The sequence below is a fragment of the Pseudoalteromonas sp. NEC-BIFX-2020_015 genome (genome assembly GCF_012952265.1).
In the GTDB taxonomy this organism is placed as follows: domain Bacteria; phylum Pseudomonadota; class Gammaproteobacteria; order Enterobacterales; family Alteromonadaceae; genus Pseudoalteromonas; species Pseudoalteromonas neustonica.
Map to the genome: position 1 here is coordinate 28,088 of NZ_JABCJL010000006.1, position 21,714 is coordinate 49,801.

17 protein-coding genes are annotated in these 21,714 nt (G+C 39.1%); 3 read left to right on the forward strand and 14 right to left on the reverse strand.

Translation table 11 applies throughout. The features are described from left to right. Positions 1-6,837, reverse strand: a complete 6,837-nt coding sequence (locus HH219_RS05990) for an RHS repeat-associated core domain-containing protein (protein ID WP_169326922.1) — start codon at positions 6,835-6,837, stop codon at positions 1-3. Between the two features lie 228 nt (positions 6,838-7,065). Between HH219_RS05990 and cysZ the strand changes: the two genes are divergently transcribed. Beyond that, positions 7,066-7,791 (forward strand): sulfate transporter CysZ, encoded by a 726-nt coding sequence (cysZ, locus tag HH219_RS05995; RefSeq protein WP_054206449.1) that lies wholly within the window; start codon positions 7,066-7,068, stop codon positions 7,789-7,791. A gap of 44 nt (positions 7,792-7,835) precedes the next feature. On the opposite strand, the gene HH219_RS06000 is transcribed toward cysZ, so the two are convergent. The 13 genes from HH219_RS06000 to hemA all read right to left on the reverse strand — a co-directional run bounded on the left by HH219_RS06000 (position 7,836) and on the right by hemA (position 20,182). Beyond that, positions 7,836-8,189: a YkgJ family cysteine cluster protein gene (locus HH219_RS06000; protein ID WP_169326923.1), complete on the reverse strand. Its 354-nt coding sequence runs from the start codon at positions 8,187-8,189 to the stop codon at positions 7,836-7,838. Between the two features lie 177 nt (positions 8,190-8,366). Further along, a complete protein-coding gene (gene rlmM / locus HH219_RS06005; RefSeq protein ID WP_054206451.1) occupies positions 8,367-9,452 on the reverse strand; it encodes a 23S rRNA (cytidine(2498)-2'-O)-methyltransferase RlmM in 1,086 nt (361 codons plus the stop codon). 64 nt (positions 9,453-9,516) lie between these two features. Further along, positions 9,517-9,885 (reverse strand): DUF423 domain-containing protein, encoded by a 369-nt coding sequence (locus HH219_RS06010; protein WP_169326924.1) that lies wholly within the window; start codon positions 9,883-9,885, stop codon positions 9,517-9,519. A gap of 33 nt (positions 9,886-9,918) precedes the next feature. Then, positions 9,919-10,554, reverse strand: coding sequence for an alpha/beta family hydrolase (locus HH219_RS06015; RefSeq protein WP_169326925.1), 636 nt, complete (start codon positions 10,552-10,554; stop codon positions 9,919-9,921). A 1-nt stretch (position 10,555) separates the two neighbouring features. Beyond that, positions 10,556-11,452, reverse strand: coding sequence for a transcriptional regulator GcvA (locus HH219_RS06020; RefSeq protein WP_054206454.1), 897 nt, complete (start codon positions 11,450-11,452; stop codon positions 10,556-10,558). A 121-nt stretch (positions 11,453-11,573) separates the two neighbouring features. Beyond that, positions 11,574-12,428 (reverse strand): 3-deoxy-8-phosphooctulonate synthase, encoded by an 855-nt coding sequence (gene kdsA, locus HH219_RS06025; RefSeq protein WP_054206455.1) that lies wholly within the window; start codon positions 12,426-12,428, stop codon positions 11,574-11,576. A gap of 9 nt (positions 12,429-12,437) precedes the next feature. Then, positions 12,438-13,691, reverse strand: a complete 1,254-nt coding sequence (locus tag HH219_RS06030) for a DUF819 family protein (RefSeq protein WP_054206456.1) — start codon at positions 13,689-13,691, stop codon at positions 12,438-12,440. 15 nt (positions 13,692-13,706) lie between these two features. Continuing rightward, positions 13,707-14,534, reverse strand: coding sequence for a tetratricopeptide repeat protein (locus HH219_RS06035; protein ID WP_054206457.1), 828 nt, complete (start codon positions 14,532-14,534; stop codon positions 13,707-13,709). A 176-nt stretch (positions 14,535-14,710) separates the two neighbouring features. Then, positions 14,711-15,085 (reverse strand): SirB2 family protein, encoded by a 375-nt coding sequence (locus HH219_RS06040; protein ID WP_054206458.1) that lies wholly within the window; start codon positions 15,083-15,085, stop codon positions 14,711-14,713. A gap of 310 nt (positions 15,086-15,395) precedes the next feature. Then, entirely contained in the window at positions 15,396-16,934 is a 1,539-nt protein-coding gene (locus HH219_RS06045) for a response regulator (RefSeq protein ID WP_054206459.1), read from the reverse strand. 53 nt (positions 16,935-16,987) lie between these two features. Further along, a complete protein-coding gene (gene prmC / locus HH219_RS06050; RefSeq protein WP_169326926.1) occupies positions 16,988-17,830 on the reverse strand; it encodes a peptide chain release factor N(5)-glutamine methyltransferase in 843 nt (280 codons plus the stop codon). A 2-nt stretch (positions 17,831-17,832) separates the two neighbouring features. After that, positions 17,833-18,918: a peptide chain release factor 1 gene (prfA, locus tag HH219_RS06055; protein WP_169326927.1), complete on the reverse strand. Its 1,086-nt coding sequence runs from the start codon at positions 18,916-18,918 to the stop codon at positions 17,833-17,835. Between the two features lie 7 nt (positions 18,919-18,925). Next, positions 18,926-20,182, reverse strand: coding sequence for a glutamyl-tRNA reductase (gene hemA / locus HH219_RS06060; RefSeq protein WP_054206462.1), 1,257 nt, complete (start codon positions 20,180-20,182; stop codon positions 18,926-18,928). A gap of 83 nt (positions 20,183-20,265) precedes the next feature. Between hemA and lolB the strand changes: the two genes are divergently transcribed. Further along, on the forward strand, positions 20,266-20,853 hold the full coding sequence (gene lolB / locus HH219_RS06065) for a lipoprotein insertase outer membrane protein LolB (RefSeq protein ID WP_169326928.1): 588 nt from the start codon (positions 20,266-20,268) through the stop codon (positions 20,851-20,853). Between the two features lies 1 nt (position 20,854). Continuing rightward, positions 20,855-21,712: a 4-(cytidine 5'-diphospho)-2-C-methyl-D-erythritol kinase gene (gene ispE, locus HH219_RS06070; protein ID WP_249118464.1), complete on the forward strand. Its 858-nt coding sequence runs from the start codon at positions 20,855-20,857 to the stop codon at positions 21,710-21,712. The last annotated feature ends 2 nt before the right edge of the window (positions 21,713-21,714 follow it).

Below are 21,714 nucleotides of genomic sequence, written 5' to 3' on the forward strand. Positions count from 1 at the left end.
TTATTTATCCCCAACATCTTTCTGTAATTTATTCCAAAATGGGGTTACTTGCTGTCTATGTAGGGTTCTATCAAGAATTACCTTATTCGCAGCATCAGTTGGTGAACCACCAAACTTCACAGGTTGTACTTCATGAACATCAACTGATTGACCAATGAGGTTGTTTTGTTGTCGTATATTCCTATTCGCTGCATTAGCCGTTTTTCTTGCGGCTTTATACTCATCACCTTCAATCAATCTGACTGGAGCATTAGGTTTCGGAACCTCATTAGGATAGCCTTTCCAGTCAACAATATTAAATTCGCCAAGCTTTACATTCTTTGTAATATCTGAAACAGCATCTGAAATATTTTCGCCTACTTTCGCTACTGCTTTTATTTTCTTAGTGGCAATACCTGCAATTGCTACTACGGATTCAGTATAATTACCTTTTGACAATTCAGTCAACCCATCAACTAATGGAGGTATTGGGTTTATTGCATCAACAATAAAGTCTCGAGCATCATCTAAAGGACTATGTAACAAGTTTGGGATTGATTTTCCTTGCGCCCCATCCGCACTATTTATTTTATTATTACTTGCATTGGCGCTGTCAACTTCTGCATTCGCTGAATTTCCTGCATTCCCTGTCGAAGCTGCTGCGGTTTCTTTTTGTAACTTATCCATTGCCGCAGCACACACTGGGGCATTTTCATTTACACAATCATACCCTGTTGGATCGGTATAACTTAACGGGTTGTTAAATACATAAGAGTAACGGTTAATGCTTTGTGCATCACGTACATCCTGAATAATTGGATCTGCTTGCATAAAACGGCCAAGCTCAGGGTCATATATTCGCCCTCCCATATGAATTACATTGGCGTGGTCTACTTGAACATGCCCTGTAAAGCCTTTTTGGGTGATCTCCCTTAACTGAGCAAGATCGCTTAGTTGTGTATATGGCGCTTGATAACTCGCCCATGTTAATGCATTTCGTCGTTTGCCAAATGCATCAAAGCTCATTTTTGCCTTAATATTGCCACGTTCATCGGTAATAATATTACCTGAGCCTAAATGGTCTTTAAAGGTGTATAATAATTCTTCAGTCCCTGTGCTTTTTATACTATGTATGGCAATGTCTTTAATATAGCGTTTGATTTCACTGGTATTATCAGAATGAAAAATAATTTCTTGCCCGCCCACATAATAGGTTGTTGTGGTTTTACCTGATTCTTTATCAACACGCTTATATCGCGAATTAGTGGCATCATAATTAAATGCACTCTCGCCATTTTTTGACCAAATGCGTACTGCTTTATCAAAGAGTGAGTACTCTATATCTCTAGTAAGTAGTGAACCTTGGTACTCTTTTACTTGGTTGCCTTTAACATCATAGCAATAACGCCTGTTGCCTACAGAGCTAACAGCATGTGCCCCCGGTGTTGTACTGCAACCTGACACTTTCGTACCATAACCATAGAGGCTATTGTTTCCCACATTAGTCTTTTGTTTAATATTACCATTTTCATAATAACGGATTGATTGGGTATTAATGCCGTTAAAATATACTTCCGTTAAGCGATTTAAGTCATCATACCTAAACGTTTCAGTAAGCGTTTCAGTAGCACCATGATAATTAGTACGATGCCGTAAATTACCTAACTGGTCATAGCCATATGTTTCATTTTGAATAAGCCCATGTGCAGCATGAAGTGATTTTAATCGACCCGTAATAGCCTCATAACTTTTTTCTATATCGATATTTTTAGCCACACTCGCTTTAACTACATTTTGATGTGCATCCATTTTACTTGCACGGTAATATGCTTTACCTGTTGCTACTTCAAAAAGACGATTAAAATGACCATATGCGTATTGATATTGTAACCCTCTGCCATACCCGCTTATATCCATTTCTCTAAAAACTCGGCCAACATCATCATAAAAAATTTGGCTCTCCCATATTTTACCGTCCAGTTGGTACGCTGTTTTTTCTAAGCGATTAAATGAATCATAAAAAAATGTTTTGCTGGTATTTTGACTTACTTCGGATTTTAGCAAGGCGCCGTCATAATTGAATCGATTCGTTATGACTTGCGCACTTTTTTTATATGTAGTTTTTACTATTTGGCCAGCAGAATTTCGGTAGTCACTCTTCACAGTGTTATCTGGCAACGTCTTTGTGATTTCTTCACCTAATGCATTAACACCATAGCGTATATCACCTTTATCCACATCCAAGAGTCTTGTACGACGACCTAACGTATCATATTCAATCACCGTATCATGATTATCAACACTCGTTACTTTGGCAATTAAATTAAGTGCATTATAGTGATACGTTGTAGAGTTATTATCCGGGTCGATTGTTTCAATTATTTCTGCAAAACCGTTGCGAACTTCACTTCTTGTTCTGCTCATATCTGCGGTTACTTCACCGTAGTACGTACCTGTTGTTTCTTGCGAAATACTGCCTTGTTGGTAATCAAATTGCGTAATTAATCCGTGCGAATTGTTCACTTTAACCTTTCTATCAAATACATCCATTTGCGTGATAGTCCACCCTGGGATGTTTTGCCCAGTTTTGTAAGGAGCAGACATTTTAAAAGCACGTCCACGATTATCATAAATCGTATCCGTGTTGGTCCACGAACCATCTAATAATTGACTTATAACCCTGATTTGGTTACCTGAAAAATCATAATACGTGATTTCTTTTGGCTTATCTGTGTGGCTTATTTCAATTAAATAACTTGCGTTATTTGGGCAATCTGAACGACTTGAGTCACATTTGTATTTTGTAATTGTGCTGCTGGCACCACTATTTTGATATGTGTAGTATAACTGACCGAATGCATCATAACGCAGTGTTTGCTTTTTACCTGTTTGAGATGCCGACGAGTAGTTATCATATATCTCTTGTGCTTGCCCCAGTGAGTTATACGTTTGATACTGATTAATATTGAACACACCATTATTCGTGCTTAATAAGTAACGTTGATTTGCATCGTACTCATATTTCATTATCCTTATGAAATTTGATAAATTATTGTTTGTATCTGGTGGGGTATCCGTCCGATGACACAAACTTTTACTACCGAAAGAGCAAAGCGTTTCTTGGGCTACATTACCCACATTGTCATACTTATAGTGCTTTTGTAAGTACAGTGATTTATCATCTGAATTAGGCTCAATGATTTCAGTTTCTTTTGCGCCTGTATTTTCATAATAACTAAAGCTTGTTGTTTGAGTTACTTGATCTGAGTTCGTTCTATTGAACACTTTAACTACATTAGTTGGCCTTTTTATAAACCAACCATCTAAGTTCTCATCATCATAACTATATGTTTTAGTTAAAGATTGAGTCGTACTATCTAGTTTATCTCTACTCGTGACTGTTTTTGCATTTAATATTGGGTAACCACCATAACTCAAAGAGTAGTCATTCACCTGCGTTTCTTCTAGCGATAAAGTACTATTTATAAAATGACCATTTATAGTATTGGGAAAATATGTTTTTGTTATGGTCTGCTTAGGAAGGACTACACGGCTTTTTCCGCTATTAACGTTAAAGTTATACCATTGTGTGATATTTCTTTCAGAGAGGTTGATACCATCTTTTGACGTGCGCAATGACTGTAATTGACCATTATATGGAGCATCTTGCCTAAATTGCTTTTCAGTCTTAATTCCAGTGCTCGATTGGATTGAAACAACACGTTTAAAACCAAGAGTGCCTCGGCCACCAGCTTGTGACTTTAGACCTTCGTATTGGTAAGATGTCGTATCGTATAGAGTAGAGCCAGTTTCACTTAATGCTATAGATTCTTTATATTCAGCAACAACAGCCATCGATGAAGTAATGTCTCTAACTTTTGACCCATTACCCCAGCTTTTAGTATTAGCATCATTAGCTGGTGTGTAAACGCTAGGATCATTTAAACGCTTATAATTAAATTCATACGTTTTACCCAAGCCTGTAGAAACATTAGTTAGTTTATCTTGTACAACATTGTGAGTATTTGCATCAAATCTCACCCGTACTTTTTGAGCCGCAGAATCATAATAAATTAATTCAGGTTGCTCATCACCATCAATATCAGCATATTGATACTTCGCATTTTCGCTAAAACTTCCCCAATTAACAAAAGAAGCTAACCTCTCATACCCTGCAAAAGAGTCTTTTAATGATCTGTTCCAGTATAAATTCTTTCCTACAGCGTATACAGCATCACTTTTACCATCACCATTTAGGTCACTCCACCCAAAAAAACGTCGATTTTTATTGGTAGAGTACAAGCTTGTAGACGAGTAATTATGTTTTAAAAAAGAGATCCCTTTACCAGTATTCAGACGCTCATCATCAACATATTTAATTGCATATTCAGTCAAACCATCACCATTAATATCACCTGGTGTAGTCCATTTACCTATACTTTTAAAAATGCCAAGCTCATTAAATTTATCTGTACTTGTTCCAGATGGTTGGTTTGGTGGAGACAATACATCAGCTGAAAATGTATCATTCTCAGACCTATTTACTTCTAAAAGCCAATAGGTTGCGCCAAACTCTACGGCTGAATCACCATCTCCCGTATTCCTCTCAATCCATGTCCCCATAGGAACTAATCTATCTATTAAGCCATCTTGGTTAAAATCAATTAACGTATCAGTAGTATATGGGCCTGAATGCGCTTTAAGTTCAATATCAACATAATTATTTATAGGATATGTATAAGCACTCTCATAAGCACTAACGCCTGATGAATTAAATGGCCGCAGTTCGTCAATACCATCGCCATCCCAATCATAATATTGCTTTCTTCCACTCAATATTTCAAAGTGTCCGTCTCCATTTAGATCTGCTAAATACCAAGGGTATTCTCTCTGGATCATCTGACCTACACCATTTTTATTATAGATAGCCCCATTTAAATTACTCAAGCGACTGTTATATTCAAAAGTATTCTCTTTATACTCAAATACAAGTGCTTTGCCAGTTTTATTTCCTTTTCGTGTAGATACGATGATATCTCTTGAACCATCATTATTCATATCTACTACTTTTAATGCATAAACTAAACAATTATTGTCCCCATTATATTTAGGACAATCACCCCACCCATCAACGTTAGTATAATCACTTAGCTTGATCATATGCTCAATACTGCTAAAGCCAACAACATCGCTGTCAGAATACTCAAACTCAGTTAATAAAGCACACAGCCCAGAGGTAGAGCCATCACACATTTCTACTTTTTCTAGTAGATCTTTATCACTAAATCGACTTTGGCGATAGCCCAAGTGATAACTTTTAATACTCAAACCCTGATGATTTTTAATCGTAATTTCATTTAAACGATAAGAATCATCACGCCTGTTACCCATTGAGTATTTTAAATATTGATGCTTTCTTAGCTCATAATCAAGAATTACACGATTTCCTCCATAATTGATCTCATTTAACAAAGGCACATGATTCGAGAAATGGCTATAACCATAAACAATCGATTGTGAAAATTGATTACTCCTCTCTGACAGCAACCAACTTATAGGCTGGTTATAATTACTATCAATTATTTTGGTATTATTTGTTTTCCCAAAAAAGCTAATTCGGCCATCGCCATGGCGCATTTCAAAATAGCTATAACGATTGCTATTATGCTGAATCACAATTACATTGGGAGCCTGTTCAAGTCTGTACTCTGCACCTGCCGACAAATTGTTACCGGCAACAAGCCTCAATCTCTGGTCTCCATAACAAAGTAAATCTTCGTTATTGAATTCAATACCTTTGAATTGCCCATCAATTTCTAAAGAACCTTTACATCGATTTATAAATCCTGCTCCATTTAAGCTCCAACCAAAGCCAGCTAAGTTTGATGTTGATAAACTTGAATATGTCAACCCCAATTCTGGTTTTTGATTTGCATAGCCGTTAGGCAAGTCAAGAGGAATTAAATAAGTAGCCGCCCCTTGATGAGTTATAGAAGCCTCACCTTTAATTGTTGTTAACTCAGCTGAACTCTTAACTGCACTTGGTATTGAAATCGGTCTAATTAATGCTCGCTCTGGTATAAAGTCTGAATCTGGGTCAAATTTATTCGTTATACTGTAATCTTTAAATACAACTTCACTTTCTCGCCAACCGCTTCGTGTTGCTTTAGTACATAAACGCTTATCTGAATTAATTGTTACGGGCGAGTTGTAGCTAAGCCATGATGAATTTGTACAGCTGCTACCCTTGTTGATTAATTTGTATTTTATCGCGGCTCCAGATGATGCAGAAATAGAAATAGCAGTGCCTTTAAGAATATCTTGCTGTGTATTTGATAACACAGGTTTAGCTAATTTAGAGCTGACAGTTATCAAAGGGCTGACAATCGCCAAGCTATAAGCATAAGCGTTATAACCAACCTCCTCTCGCGTTTTTACTCTAAACTTATAAGATGTAGCATAGGTTAAATTATACTTGTAACTTTGGCTGAATGCGGGACCAACTAAGCGATAGGGGGTGTTGTTTTCTGATACCTCAATAATAAAATCGACACTTGGAGTATTAAACGTTGTACAGTCAACACAGCAAGTCGTTCCGGAACGAACTGACATAAGACCTGAGTCACATCCCCCTTGCGAAGGCGCATTCCACTGCCAAGAAATTGTAATTGTAGCTGAATCTTTTTGGTAACTTAAATTATAAGGGGGAGCAGGGCTGAGACTAATAGCACCTCCACCTGGCGACACACTTCCATTTATACTGCTCAGAGCAAAACTCGTACTAGAGGTTAAAAGTACCATTAAATAAATTAAAGCACCTAAAATTTTCAGTCCTTTGGAAAATTGCGCTGCACTCATATTGGTCATTCCTTAAACTATTGCGTACCTATAATTATCTAACAATTTGAAAATAAAACCATCCTCCAATAGCATGAATTTCACATCGCAAACCTTAATAATTTACAATACCTACACTTTTTAAACTTTATTCGTTATTACAAAAACACTTTGTTACCTAAAAATGCTGTTCAAAATACCTGAGCAATTTATACTAAAACCAATATAGCTAGGATCTGAGGTTTTAACGTGCAGTTTACGCAAGGTATGGAATATTTTTTTTCGGGTTTTAAATTGATCACGCAAAAAGGCTTAAAGCGTTTTGTATTTATTCCTTTGTTAATCAATATAGTGCTTTTTGGTAGTTCATTGTTTTTTTTATACGGCTGGCTGACTGATGGGTTTGCATATTTAAATAACCTATTACCTACATGGTTAAGTTGGCTCGAGTGGCTAATGTGGCCGATAGCAGTATTAGTCATTTTATTTAGTTACAGCATGCTCTTTACAGTAATAACTAATTTTATTGCAGCGCCCTTTAATGGTTTACTCAGTGAGAAAGTGGAACTGTACCTTACTGGCCAAACAGTCAATGATGATGGCTTAATGGATACACTAAAAGATGTTCCTCGTATGCTCTCTCGTGAATGGATTAAACTGTGTTACTTTTTACCCCGCGCAATTGGCTTTTTTATTCTTTTGTGGGTACTCCCAGTGATTGGGCAGCTAATCTGGGTGATGTTCACCTGTTGGATGTACGCAGTGCAATATAAAGATTATGCTTTTGATAATCATAAAATTTGTTTTAAACAAATGAGGCAAGATCTGAAGCAAAAACAAGGTCTGTCGTATGGGTTTGGTTTTGCGGTAATGTTACTGACGGCCATACCAGTGGTAAATTTAATCGTTATGCCAGTTGCTGTTTGTGGGGCAACCCGCTTATGGGTAGATAACTACCGCCCTAACTATCGCTAATACTCAATGGGGAGCTCAATACACACTGTTATTAACTCCCCTTTTTATACTAATACTTGGCGTGTATTGGCAATAAAATGATGTACTTCACGCTCAATCTTAGGATCTACAGGTTCTTCTGGCGCACGATCGTTCGGACAAGGCATTCGCGGAGTAGTACCAAAAAGGCGGCAAATCAATGGGCGCTCGTCATACACAGTGCAGCCCTTTGGACCAAGATGCACACAATTAAATTCATTTAACGCCGCTTCATGTTCTGCATCTGTTTTTACCGGTAACCGCGACATTTCTTCAGATGATGTTGTCACCGGCCCGCAGCAATCATGGCAACCTTCAACACATTTAAATGATGGAATATTAGTCCGCAATCGCAATATGACTTTTTGATTTTTATACATCTATATCTACTCTTTATTTTTCAGTGCGCTTATACAGCAACTTCACTCATTCCCTATTAACCGTATGTTACGTGTTATACGCAGCAATTTGCAAGGTTACGTTAGTGCTTATTTACGCCATAGTAGCTAAAAGCACAGCAAATACTGTGCTTTTTAATCACTGTAATTTACAAACTTTTAGCTATATAAGTTTTGTGGCACTTTAGTCACGTTTAAGTGCACCGTCACTTCTTCACGATCGTGGTATAAGTGCTTTGCTTGAAGCTCATAACTAATACCATACTTTGCAAGCTCTTCTCTGATCATGGTTAAACACTCATACACACTGTCAAAGCGTTTTTTCATCGGTAACTTTAGGTTGAAGATCAGCTCAGTTGCATAAGCATTAACCGCCCAATCAATCATTAGGCTAGTAACTTTAGTTGGTTTTTCAACCATGTCACAGACTAACCATTGAATATTGCGCTTTTCTGGGCGGTATTTAAAACCATCGGCTCTAAAGTGCTTAACTTGCCCCGTTTCCATTAAATCATCGTTCATTGGGCCATTATCAATCGCGCTTACAAACATACCGCGGCGAACTAATTGATACGTCCAACCACCTGGACACGCGCCAAGATCAACGCTGCGCATTCCAGCTTGAACACGGCTTTCGCGCTCTTTTTCTGGGATAAACACATTAAACGCTTCATCAAGTTTAAGTGTTGAACGACTCGGCGCATCGCTTGGCATACGCAAACGTAAAATACCCATAAAAAATGGCGAATTATTATAGCTATACGAGTGGCCAACATAAGCCGTATTGTTGGTTAAAAACATGATATGCATTACTGGGCGATTTGCTTTTGGCTCACGTAAAACCGTATTTTGTTTTTCAAGTGCTTTTTTAAGCGGCGTTGATATTTTTTTGCAAAAGGTTAAAAGCTCTTTACCTTCATTTGTATCTGGCGTTTCTACTCGTAGCTCTGAGCATAAAGGAAAATCGATAGCGGCTTTAACTATCTCACCGACGCGATCTTCAACGGGCATATTTTCAAGTAAAGTACCCGCAAACCATTGGCGAGCAAACACCATATTTTTAAAATCGACTTTTTTAATAATTTCGTCACTGTGTGATGCATCAAAGCATTCATAAATAACATAGCCGGTGTTAGGCTTTGCTTTTACATACCCTGCAAAACCTTGCTCTGCGGCATGGAAAGTTATTTCAGCAGCGGCATCATTTTCAAAACCACTACGACAGTAAATTACTACACTTGACATAAAAACCCTTTGATAGCTTACTTTTAATCCAAACTGAAGAACGCAAAGCTAAGCTTATTCATTATTAAAATTTAAATCGTGCAACTTGCACTAAAACAATAGCCCAGGCGACGATAAAACACACGCCACCAATAGGTGTAATTGGTCCAAGCCACTTAAAGCCTGTTATTGCTAATAAATACAAACTACCACTGAATAACACCGTACCTGCGATAAAAAACCAACCAGCAACGGTTAAATTTAGCCCCCATTTAATTAAAATGGCCGTGGCTATCAGTGCTAAGCCATGCATCATTTGATAATCAGCAGCTGTTTTAAACACCCCAAGCGCATACTCTGATAATCGGCTTTTTAAACCATGTGCTGCAAAAGCCCCCAGTACAACCGACAACATACAAAATAAACTGCCAGCCATTAAAAATAATTTAATCATGTATTCCCCTTAGAAAAACGACTACACCAAAATTTACTGTACAGCGAGTTTGATCATAAAGTTTGCAGCGTTTTCTGCCGCTTCACTTAAGTTTTGTTCAACAGTGAAACCGCTACGCTTACGCGGATTTAAAGAATGATCTCCATCATTTAACCACACAAATTCTGGGCGCTTTGCAAGCTCAAGTGTTGCGAGCTCTTCACGTGTGCCAAAGGTGTCTCGCTCACCTTGCAGTACTATAAATGGGCATGCAATATCCCCAAAATGATCTATGCGTAACTTTTCAGGCTTACCTGGGGGATGAAATGGGTAACCAAATGCGACTACACCGAGAATTGGCTCTTTGCTTTGGCATGCAAGCATTGAAGCCATCCGTCCACCCATTGACTTGCCACCGATAAATAAAGGTAAGTTTGGCTGCGCTAGGGTCAGTATATGTGCATAATAATCGAGTAATTTAGGGGCGCGATCAGGTGGCCTGCGCTTATTCGTTTGCTTCGCTATTTGCATGTATTCAAAATCAAATAACCCAACATCAATCCCTTTTTTACCAAGTAATGCCGCCATATGCTGCATAAACTCGGAGTCACTGCCAGCACCCGCTCCATGCGCAAATATAAATTGTGCCTGTGCAGGCTGCTGCGTACTTTTAAACCATTGTATTGTCATATTAGTATTCTTGCTCTTGTTCTACTAAGCTAAGCATCCACTGTTTAAAGGAGACAATTTTACCCAGTTCTGATTGTGACTCTCGGCTTACTAAATAATAAGCATTTTTACTCTCTAGGCTGTGGTTAAAAGGGATCACTAATCGCCCCGCATCAATATCTGGCTTTGCCAATACGCTGTTACCTATTGCCACGCCCTGCCCATGTACTGCCGCTTGTAAGACCATCGATGAGTGACTAAAAATAGGCCCTTGGTTTACCTGTATATTACGCACGCCAGCTGTTTTCATCCATGTTTTCCAATTTTTTCGCGTTGTATCATGCAATAACGTGTGATTGGCTAAATCACTCGGCTGGTTAAGTGGTTTTAAACCCGTAAGTAACATGGGGCTACATAACGGCACTAAGTATTCAGTATGAAGCTTATGTGTTTGCACACCACTCCAATGACCACGACCATAATAAATAGCAACATCAACGTCATCGGTAAGCGAGTTTTCATCTTGATCTTGGGCTTTTATTCGCACATCGATTTCAGGGTGTAACTCATTAAACAAACTTAATCGTGGCACAAGCCATTGAATTGCAAAACTTGGGGTTAAACTTACCGTTAATGAGCCCTTAGCACCTCGGGCTAATAGCTTTTCGGTTGCATCAATAAGCTGTGTAAAAATTTCTTTAATATCGAGGAAGTAACCTTGCCCTTCTTCGGTTAACAATAACGAGCGATTTTTACGTAAAAACAACTTCAACCCTAAATGTTCTTCAAGTGTTTTTATTTGATGGCTGACAGCCGCTTGCGTTACATAAAGCTCTTCTGCTGCTTTTGTAAAACTTAAATGACGCGCAGCCGCTTCAAAAGCTTTTAGTGCGTTTAATGGAGGTACCCGTCTTGACATGATAACCAAGCTTAGAATTAGTTTTTCTTATGCGGTGAATTATATACCTATGCTAAGAAAGAGTATATTTAAGGCGTAAAAAAAGCGACCTTAGTCGCTTTTTAAATATAGACGTCGCTAATTATAAATCGCTTGCACTGGTATCCAGTGGTGCAAAGCTTTTAATTAAATCATCAACCGCTTTCATTTGGCTCAAGTAGCCTTCAAGTTTACTCAATGCTAACGCGCATGGGCCGTCACATCTAGCTTCGTTTGGATTAGGGTGAGCTTCAATAAATAGTCCTGCAAGCCCGAGCGCCATTCCACTGCGAGCAAGTTCTGCCGCTTGAGCACGGCGTCCATCAGCAGAGTCTGCACGTCCACCAGGGCGTTGTAATGCATGGGTTGCATCAAAAATAACAGGAGCCATTGGCTTCATGTCATCCATACCAAGCATATCGACAACAAGATTATTATAACCAAAACTAGAACCACGCTCACACAACGCTATGTTGTTATTACCCGCTTCATTAAATTTAGTAATGATATGGCGCATTTCGTGTGGAGCTAAAAACTGTGGTTTTTTAACATTAATAACAGCGCCCGTTTTAGCCATTGCTACAACGAGATCCGTTTGACGTGCTAAAAATGCAGGTAGTTGGATAACATCAACGACTTCAGCCACAGGCGCAGCTTGATGAGGTTCATGAACGTCTGTGATAAGCGGAACATTAAACGTTTTTTTGATCTCTTCAAAAATTCTCAGCCCTTCTTCCATACCTGGTCCACGGTATGAATTTATTGATGATCGGTTTGCTTTATCAAATGACGCTTTAAATACATAAGGAATATTAAGCTTGCTGGTCACTTCCACGTAATGCTCAGCAATTCGCATCGCCAGATCGCGAGACTCAAGTACATTCATGCCACCGAACAACACAAACGGTTTATCATTGGCCAGTTCAATATTACTAATTTTAATCAAATGGTTATTCATTATTATTCCTCAAGGTGCAACTGCTTGCATCATTAATCCACAAATATACGCCATGTACGTACCTACTCCGTAGCCCATAACCGCCAATAGCACACCAACGGGCGCAAGCGATGGGTGAAAAGCAGATGCCACAACAGGGGCAGATGCGGCGCCGCCGACGTTAGCCTGAGAACCAACGGCCATATAAAATAGCGGCGCTTTTATAATTTTAGCCACAATTAGCATTAAACTAGCATGCGTTAACATCCAGATTAAACCAATTACAAAATACATAGGCGACTCAAAAATAGCCGTTATATTCATATGTAAGCCAATCGATGCCACTAAGATATACAAGAAACTTGACGCAACCTTCGACGCGCCAAACGCTTCAATATGTCGCACTTTGGTAAATGACAGGCTAATGCCGATCGTGGTAGAAATAACGATTAACCAAAAAAACTTGCTGTTTAAGCTGTACTCTTGCGCCCATGGGAAATTAGCCCCAAAGAAAGGCCCTAAAAAGTCAGCGCAAAAATGCGCAAGGCCTGTAATACCAAAGGCGATTGCGATTATCATCATATAATCGTTTAACGTGGGTGTGCGCGCATGCTCAGCTTGGTATTTTTCAACACGATTTTTTAAGTCTTCGATTGCACTGGTATCTGCGCCCGTTTTTGCATCAATCGCTTTATGATTGGCGGCCATTAATAACAACACAGCCATCCACAAATTAGCGACAATCACATCAACGGTTACCATAGCAGAGAAAATATCACCGCCGACTTCAAACATTTCTTTCATAGACGCCTGGTTTGCACCACCGCCAATCCAACTACCTGCGATTGTTGTCATTCCGCGCCATACGGCATCAGGACCATGACCACCGACAGCTTCTGGATACACCGCACTCATGATCAAAATAGCTAAAGGGCCACCAATCACAATACCCACTGTCCCCGTCAAAAACATAATGAGTGCTTTGGGGCCAAGATTAATAATGGCACGTAAATCAATACTGATTGTCAGTAAAATTAAACACGCTGGTAGTAAATAGCGCGACGCCACATAATAAACATTAGAGGCGCTGCCATCGACAATACCAAATGTATTAAGCAGTGACGGTAAAAAATAGCAAAGGAGTAATGCGGGGACATATTTGTAAAACTTTTTTAGTGCACTGTGCTCACTATGAGATGTTTTAAAAATAAAACCTAATATTACAGCCAACAAACCAAATACAACGGCATCGTTGGTAATTAATGCGGTATTAGTATCAACCATTGGAATTCCTTAAAATTAATGGTGCGTTTTATTATTATCTTCGAGTTCTTCTAATTGGTGCTGAATTATTTCTATTGCTGGATCATCTGGACATTCATCAATAAAAAATTGCAAGTCGTCACGCGCCATTTGCGGGCAATCTAGCTGGTTTAATAAATAACCTCGATCACGTCTTTCATATGGATCATCACCAATGAGTTCCATGAGCATTTCGACGCAGTTCAAAGCATGACCAAATTTATTACCGCTGATAAATGCCCATTTTTGTTGCGCTAAATAAAGTTTATAAACATCTTCATCAAAAATAAGCTCTAACGGTTCTTGTTCGTCACCATTTTCTTCACTGGCGTTTTCAGGAATGATATACCAGCTTTGCTGACCAGTACTGGGTTCGAGTAAATACCCTTCCTCATCACTGATTGCAATATGTACGTTTACTTCACTATTGTTAATAGTCACATTAGCATCAAAATCAGCATGATTGAGTAAATGACATAATAATATTGCCAACGTCGTTTCTGAACCACTGCGCATACTGAGCATATAGCTAAAACTATTCAGAGTGTATTCTGGTACTTTTAGACTTGAGACACTAAATAGCCACTGCGTGAAAAACATATCAACTAATGCGTCAAAGCGCTCGTGAGTATCAATATGTTGCTGGCATAGCTCAGTTACCTGACTTTCAAAATCGCTCAATGTAGCAAAGCTATCGCTTAGATCTGCTTGAGGGTCCCACTTTGCTTCAGCGCTGATACAGCGATACAACGCTTGAGGAACGAATGTGTCAAAAGCCTCATCTTGATAGGACTCATTTTGATCTTCAAACCAAGGGGTGGTCATTAATACTGCAACATCTTTTTTAGAAAACGAATCACTAGTTTACCTAGTTTTTAGGCGAGATACCAACGCCGCGCGTTAGTTTATACCCGCGTATTCTCAAATCACTTGATTAAATGTTTTGAGATCACGCGGATATTTAGTGCAAAGACTCAATATGTCTTTGCACATTCAGAGAGTTAAAGAAACAAAGCTGTCTTAGTAACTGCTAATTTACCTATTAATGCGATTACAGCTGTTGTAACAACCAATAGGACTACTTTAATGCTGGTTTTTTGCTGCTTACTTGCAATAACGCCCAGTACAATATAAGCCACAACTAAAATAATTTTTTCAAGTAGCCACATCTGCTCCAATGGGTTCATTTTTGCAATGGCCATTAACGCAAACGCTGAAATAAGTAAGAATGTATCTGTAGCGTGGCTACCAATAAATACCACCTTATTCTTTGCGATTGTGCCACTTCCCATTCGTGAAAATGAACGTACATAAAATAAAACGATGCTTAAAACGGCGATTGCCATGTGAGTGTGTTTTACTGCTAAATATTCCATATGCCCCTGTACTACTTTGTTTTATAAAATTAAACCGCGCCCCCTAGGGCGTGTTGACCTTTCGTGATTGATTTTGCAGCAGTCTATTTGGTATTTAGGCAAGGCAGCGCCTATGCAGTGTGGTTGTTCCCCATAAATAGGCGATAACGCAGTATAAATGCCAAATATGCTCTGCCCAAAGGGTTCTTCCTAGGGGCGATTGACTCTTTGTTGCTCGGTTTTTACTTAGCCCGCTAGGTTACAAACCTCGCGCCGCGATTAAATCGCCCCTAGATTGAACAAATTTCAATCCACAAAGGTCAACGCGCCCCTAGTCAGGATAACGCGCTAATACTTGCTCTAATTCATCAAGATTGTCATTAAATATATCAACTAATTTAGGCTCAAAGTGTTTACCTTTTTGTTGATTAATTTCTTCGACTACTTTCTCACATGTCCACGCCTCTTTATAACAACGCTTGTGTCGTAGTGCATCATAAACGTCAGCAAGTGCGACTATTCTGCCAAAAATGTGGATGTTTTTTTCTTTTAGCCCCAGAGGATACCCAGAGCCATCCCATTTTTCATGATGATCACGGGCAATTAATGCACCTGCATTCACAATTTCACGTGTTGAATCTTTTAAAATTGCATGCCCTTTTTGAGTATGCGTTTTCATGACTTCCCATTCAGCATCTGTCAGTTTAGATGGCTTATTAAGTATCGCATCTGGAATACCGACTTTACCTACATCATGTAAAGGCGATGCTAAACGAATAAGTTCTGCTTCACGTTTTGATAAACCATAACCCAGCGCTAAAATATGACAAATATGAGAAACCCGTTTTACATGGTTTCCCGTTTCTGTTGAGCGTTGTTCAAGCGCTTCACTTAAACGAAGCATCAATTCTTGTTGTGTCGCTTCTATTTCTGATTGTAATTGCACATTTTCATACGCTAGTTGCACGTTTTGTGAAAAAATCTTAATTAGATGACGTTGTGTATCCGTCAAATGTTGCGGAATACCTGAAATGAACAACATTGAATTATGGTTATACTCACTACAACAATACGCAAATAAATAATTATCTTTATAAATAATTGTTTTACCTTGTAATGCTTCTTTGCATGCGAGTAATTGATCAGTACTTAATACTTCTTCAATCGCTTTACCCTCACTGCGTTCAAAATCGCCGCGACCAGAAAAAACAACCAGCTTTTTTTGGTTATCTTGTGGGTTACCTGCAACTAAACTGGTTGCATACATTGCTTGATCTACGGTGCCTATCAAAGAAGTTAATTGTTGCATAACGCCCTCAATAAAACTCTCAATTGAGTGAGCTGAAAAAATATCTCGCGATGCTTTAATTATTTTTTCAAGACCTTGGCGAGATTGCTCAATCGATAATATATCGCGATAAGAACGTAAGCTCGACATCACAACGGTGAATAGCTTTTGTGCCGTCAGTTCAGTCTTCGATTTATAATCGTTGATATCATAATTAACGATAACTTGACGCTCTGGTGCTTGCCCTGGTTGACCTGTACGCAGAATAATACGGATATGATTATTTTTAGCGACTTCACGAATATACTGTGCAACTTTAAGCCCGGCGTCATCCGTTTCCATCACTACATCTAGAAGTACAATTGCGGCATCTGGATTATTGTCTATTACTTTTTTTGCTTCCGCACCTGAATAAGCACTAATAAACTCTAAGCGCTTATTTTGAAATTCAAAGTCACTCAACGCTAATTTAGTTACTGCATGAACTTCAGATTCATCATCAACAATGATGACTTTCCAGGTCCCCTTAATTACTTCTACTTCTTCTTCTTGCGGTTCATCCGAAAATAAAAAATCATCCATTCACTTAGTCCTCAAAGGCGGTTTTCGTTGCTCTCGCACTGCAATTTTTATAATTATCCAGGCCACTGTGCAAGCGTTACACGATCGTTATTTGCTAAATCTTTAACTGTAAGTATATTTGTATACGCCATTTGTGCAAAAAAACTATGCACTTTAGTACTTTGTTGATAACCATGCTCTATCAGAAGATAGCCATTTGTCGTTAAATAATCACGCGCTTGAGTAATAATGTACTTGATATCGGCCATACCGTCATCGTCAGCTACTAATGCTGACAGCGGTTCAAAACGAACATCACCTTGATTTAAGTGGATATCATCTTGTTCAATATAAGGCGGATTACTAACAATTAAATCAAACTGTTGCATTGCTACTTCACTAAACCAATCACTTTGCACAAAGCCTACATTCGTAAACCCTAAGCGCTGCTTATTCGTATTAGCAAGTGCGACAGCCTCGCTCACTCTATCAACACCCGTTATCTGCCAATGTGGCATTTCGCTGGCAAGCGCAAGTGCAATTGCACCTGTGCCCGTGCCCAAATCAAGCACATTAGCAACTGTCGGTAACTGTAAACCTAAGGCATGTTCAACCAATGTTTCTGTATCTGGGCGTGGGATCAAAGTGCTTGCATTAACTTGTAATGGTAAACTCCAAAACTCTCGCAAACCTGTTATATGGGCAACAGGTTCACCATTTAAACGTCGCTGACAATACTCATCAAATTGCAACTCTTGAGCTGCACTAAGCTGCTTTTCAGGCCAACTAAATAAATAGCTATGTGGTTTTTGGAGCACATCAAGTAATAAAACTTGCGCATCTAGTTTTGCACTGTCGGTGCTACTTTGCAATAGCAAAGCAGCCCGTTTAATTGCTGAGTCAACCGTGTCTGTCACGATTATTCATCACCCATTGCGGCTAATAAATCAGCTTGATATTCTTGCATAAGCGGCTCAACCACACAGCCTAAATCACCTGCTACTACTTCATTTAAGCGATATAAAGTGAGATTGATACGATGATCTGTAATACGTCCTTGCGGGTAGTTGTAAGTACGAATTCGCTCTGAACGATCACCGCTTCCCACTAAGTTACGACGCTCTGATGCTTCTGCTGCATGGCGTTTCTCATCTTCGGCTTGCTGTAATCTAGCTGCAAGTACTGACATCGCTTTAGCGCGGTTTTTATGCTGTGAACGTTGATCCTGACACTCAACCACAACACCAGTAGGTATATGCGTAAGTCGAATAGCTGAATCTGTTTTATTAACGTGCTGACCACCGGCACCTGATGCACGAAAGGTATCAACTTTTAAATCCGCGGTGTTAATTTGTATCGCTTCGGCCTCTGGTACTTCCGCCATCACCGCTACAGTACACGCTGACGTATGCACGCGCCCCTGAGACTCAGTTTCTGGCACACGTTGTACGCGATGTACACCTGATTCAAACTTTAATTGCCCGTAAACACCTTCACCACTGATATTCGCAATCACTTCTTTGTAACCACCGTGCTCACCTTCATTGGTGCTCACAACTTCTACTTTCCATTTTTTAGTTTCTGCGTAACGGCTGTACATACGGAATAAGTCACCTGCAAAAATAGCCGCTTCATCACCGCCCGTCCCAGCGCGTACTTCAACAAACACGTTGTTATTATCTCGCGGGTCTTTTGGCAACATTAATACTTGTATTTGATCTTCAATTACCAGAATTTGTGCTTTTGCTTCTTTATATTCTTCTTGCGCCATTTCACGCATATCTGGGTCTGAATCTTTCAGCATTTCTTCTGCAGCAACAACATCACTTTGTGTTTCTTGATAGCCTAAAAATGCTTTAACGATTTCTTCCAGCTCAGAATATTCTTTAGAAAGAGCACGAAAGCGGTTTTGATCGCTAATAACCGACGGGTCACTTAGTAACGCTTGGACTTCTTCATAACGCTCAACTAAGGTTTCTAATTTATGATAAACGGACTCTTTCATGTAACTGTTATTCCTGATCAATACCTAACATTTTCTTTAATTGGCTTAACTGAGCAACTTCACCTTTTTTAGCCGCATCTTGAATTGCACGGGTAGGCGCGTGCATCAAACGGTTGGTTAATTTGTTGGCCAGCTCTAAAATAATTTTTTCTGCGTCTTTACCAGTATTTAATTGGCTAATTGCCTTATCAACCAATTCAGACTTTATATCATGTACATCTTGACGATATGTACGAATCAAATCGACTGAGTCGAGTGAACGCATCCACATTACAAATTCAGCACAGCGCTGAGTAATAATAACTTGCGCCTCGTCAGCGGCTTGTTCTCTTGAGGCGATATTTTCGCTTACTATTGCCTGTAAGTCATCAACCGAATACAAATAGGCGGCATCTAATTCACCAACTTGACTTTCAATGTCACGCGGCACAGCAATATCAATAAATAACATTGGCTTATTACGACGTTGTTTTAGTGCTTGTTCAACCACACCTTTACCAATAATAGGGAGTGTACTCGCAGTCGAACTAATAACGATATCTGCTTGATGTAATCGCTCAGGTAACTGTGCTAATGCAATAACATCCGCATTAACGTCTTGTGCTAATAATTTAGCGCGTTCAATAGTACGGTTTGCGACTGTAATTTGCTGTGGCTCATTTTGGTATAAATGTTTAGCGACTAGCTCTATTGTTTCCCCTGCACCTATTAATAGCACATTTGTTTTATCTAACTTTCCATAAATATGCTTTGCTAAATTAACTGCAGCGTACGCAACTGAAACAGCGCTTGCGCCTATCTCGGTCTCTGTTCTGACTTGCTTTGCCACTGAAAATGTTTTTTGAAATAAACGATCAAAAATCAAGTTAACCGAATTATGGTTTTTAGCGCTGTTATAAGCCTGCTTAATTTGCCCTAAAATTTGCGGCTCCCCCAACACCAATGAATCGAGCCCACACGATACGCGCATTAAATGATTGATAGCGTCTTGGTCTTCATGACAATATATATTGTCACTCAGCTCTTGTTCATCTAAACCATGGAAACTTGCAAGCCACTGTAACAGTGTTTGGGAATTTTGCTGAGCAAGGCTACAATAGATTTCGGTGCGGTTACAGGTTGATACTATAACGGCTTCATTAAACTGTTCATGATCACTTAGTTGCTGTAACGCCTCTGATAATTGCTCAGGCGAAAAGGCGACCTTTTCTCGTAATTCTACGGATGCGGTTTTGTGATTAATACCAAGTGCTACTATGGTCATATTTGCCAAATATTGCTAAGCCATGCTCGAAAGGCAATAATTTTACCAAAAATCAGCTGAATATGGAAAGTAAGGAACGACATTTGATTCGACTATATTTGATTTTACTCACATTTTTTTTATTTTTAAGCGGTTGCGCTCACCGAATTGATCAACAAACAGCCCTTTATGCCAATTGGAAGGACCAATTATCGCAACAAAGTAACTGGCAAGTTGAAGGTAAGATGGCATTTATCAGTTCACAAGAACGTCAATCTGCTAATTTAAACTGGCAGCAAAAGGAAGAGTTAAATCAACTTATTCTCACAACATTTATTGGAACACGAGTATTAGCGTTAAAACAATCGGCTGAAGGGGCTGAGCTTGAGTATGACGACCAGGTTTTTTATGATCAAAACGCCTCAGCGTTATTGCATCGATTAACTGGCTTTACTATTCCTCTTGAAAATGCTGAGCACTGGCTAAAAGGAACGGCTACAGATGAGTCACTGCAAGTAGATGAATTAGGTCGAGCGAAAAGTATTACCTGGCAAGATATTGATGGCAGCCGATGGGATATTAGCTACGGCGATTATCAACAACATGCTGGGTTTTGGTTACCAAAAAAATTAACATTAAAACATCAAGACATTAAAATAAAAATTCAACTCTACGAGTGGCACTTTAATTAATATGACTAAGCAAACTATGACTTCTTTTTCATTACTGGCACCAGCCAAACTTAACTTATTTTTACACATTAATGGTCGCCGTGAAGATGGCTACCATGAACTGGAAACCCTATTTACTTTTTTAAATTATGGCGACGAACTCACCTTCACTTTAACAAATACAGCAAGCATTGAAGTCACAGGTGACACCCAAGGAATCCCCTTAAATGATAATTTGATCTATAAAGCAGCCATTTTGTTACAAAACCACTGTCAAATATCGTTTGGTGTAAAAATAAATTTAATTAAAATATTACCTATGGGGGGCGGAGTCGGTGGCGGTTCATCCGATGCTGCAAGCACGCTTTTAGCACTTAATAAATTATGGAAATGTCACTTATCATTGGATGAATTAGCCCAATTAGGAATAAAACTTGGAGCCGATGTGCCCGTGTTCATAAATGGTAGAAGCGCCTTAGCACAAGGCATTGGTGAGAAGTTAGTCGATGTTGAGCTAGAAAAAAAGTGGTTTTGCGTCGTTCATCCAAACGAACATATAAGTACGGCTAAAATATTTACTCACCCCGATTTAAAACGTGATACTCCTAAGCTCAAAGGCGATTGGCAGCAACAGACTTTACGCAACGATTGTGAGTCATTAGTTAAAAAGCTTTGTCCTGAGGTTGAAAAGACCCTCCAGTGGTTGCTAAAATACGCTCCGTCAAAGATGACTGGCACAGGTTCATGTTGTTTTGCTGAATTTGCAACGCAAAAAGAAGCGCAACTTGTTCTTGAAAACCTCCCCAAAACATGGAGTGGTTTTATTGCCAGTAGCGTTAATATCTCTCCTGCCCATACGCAGTTGAACGCTATACATTGAAG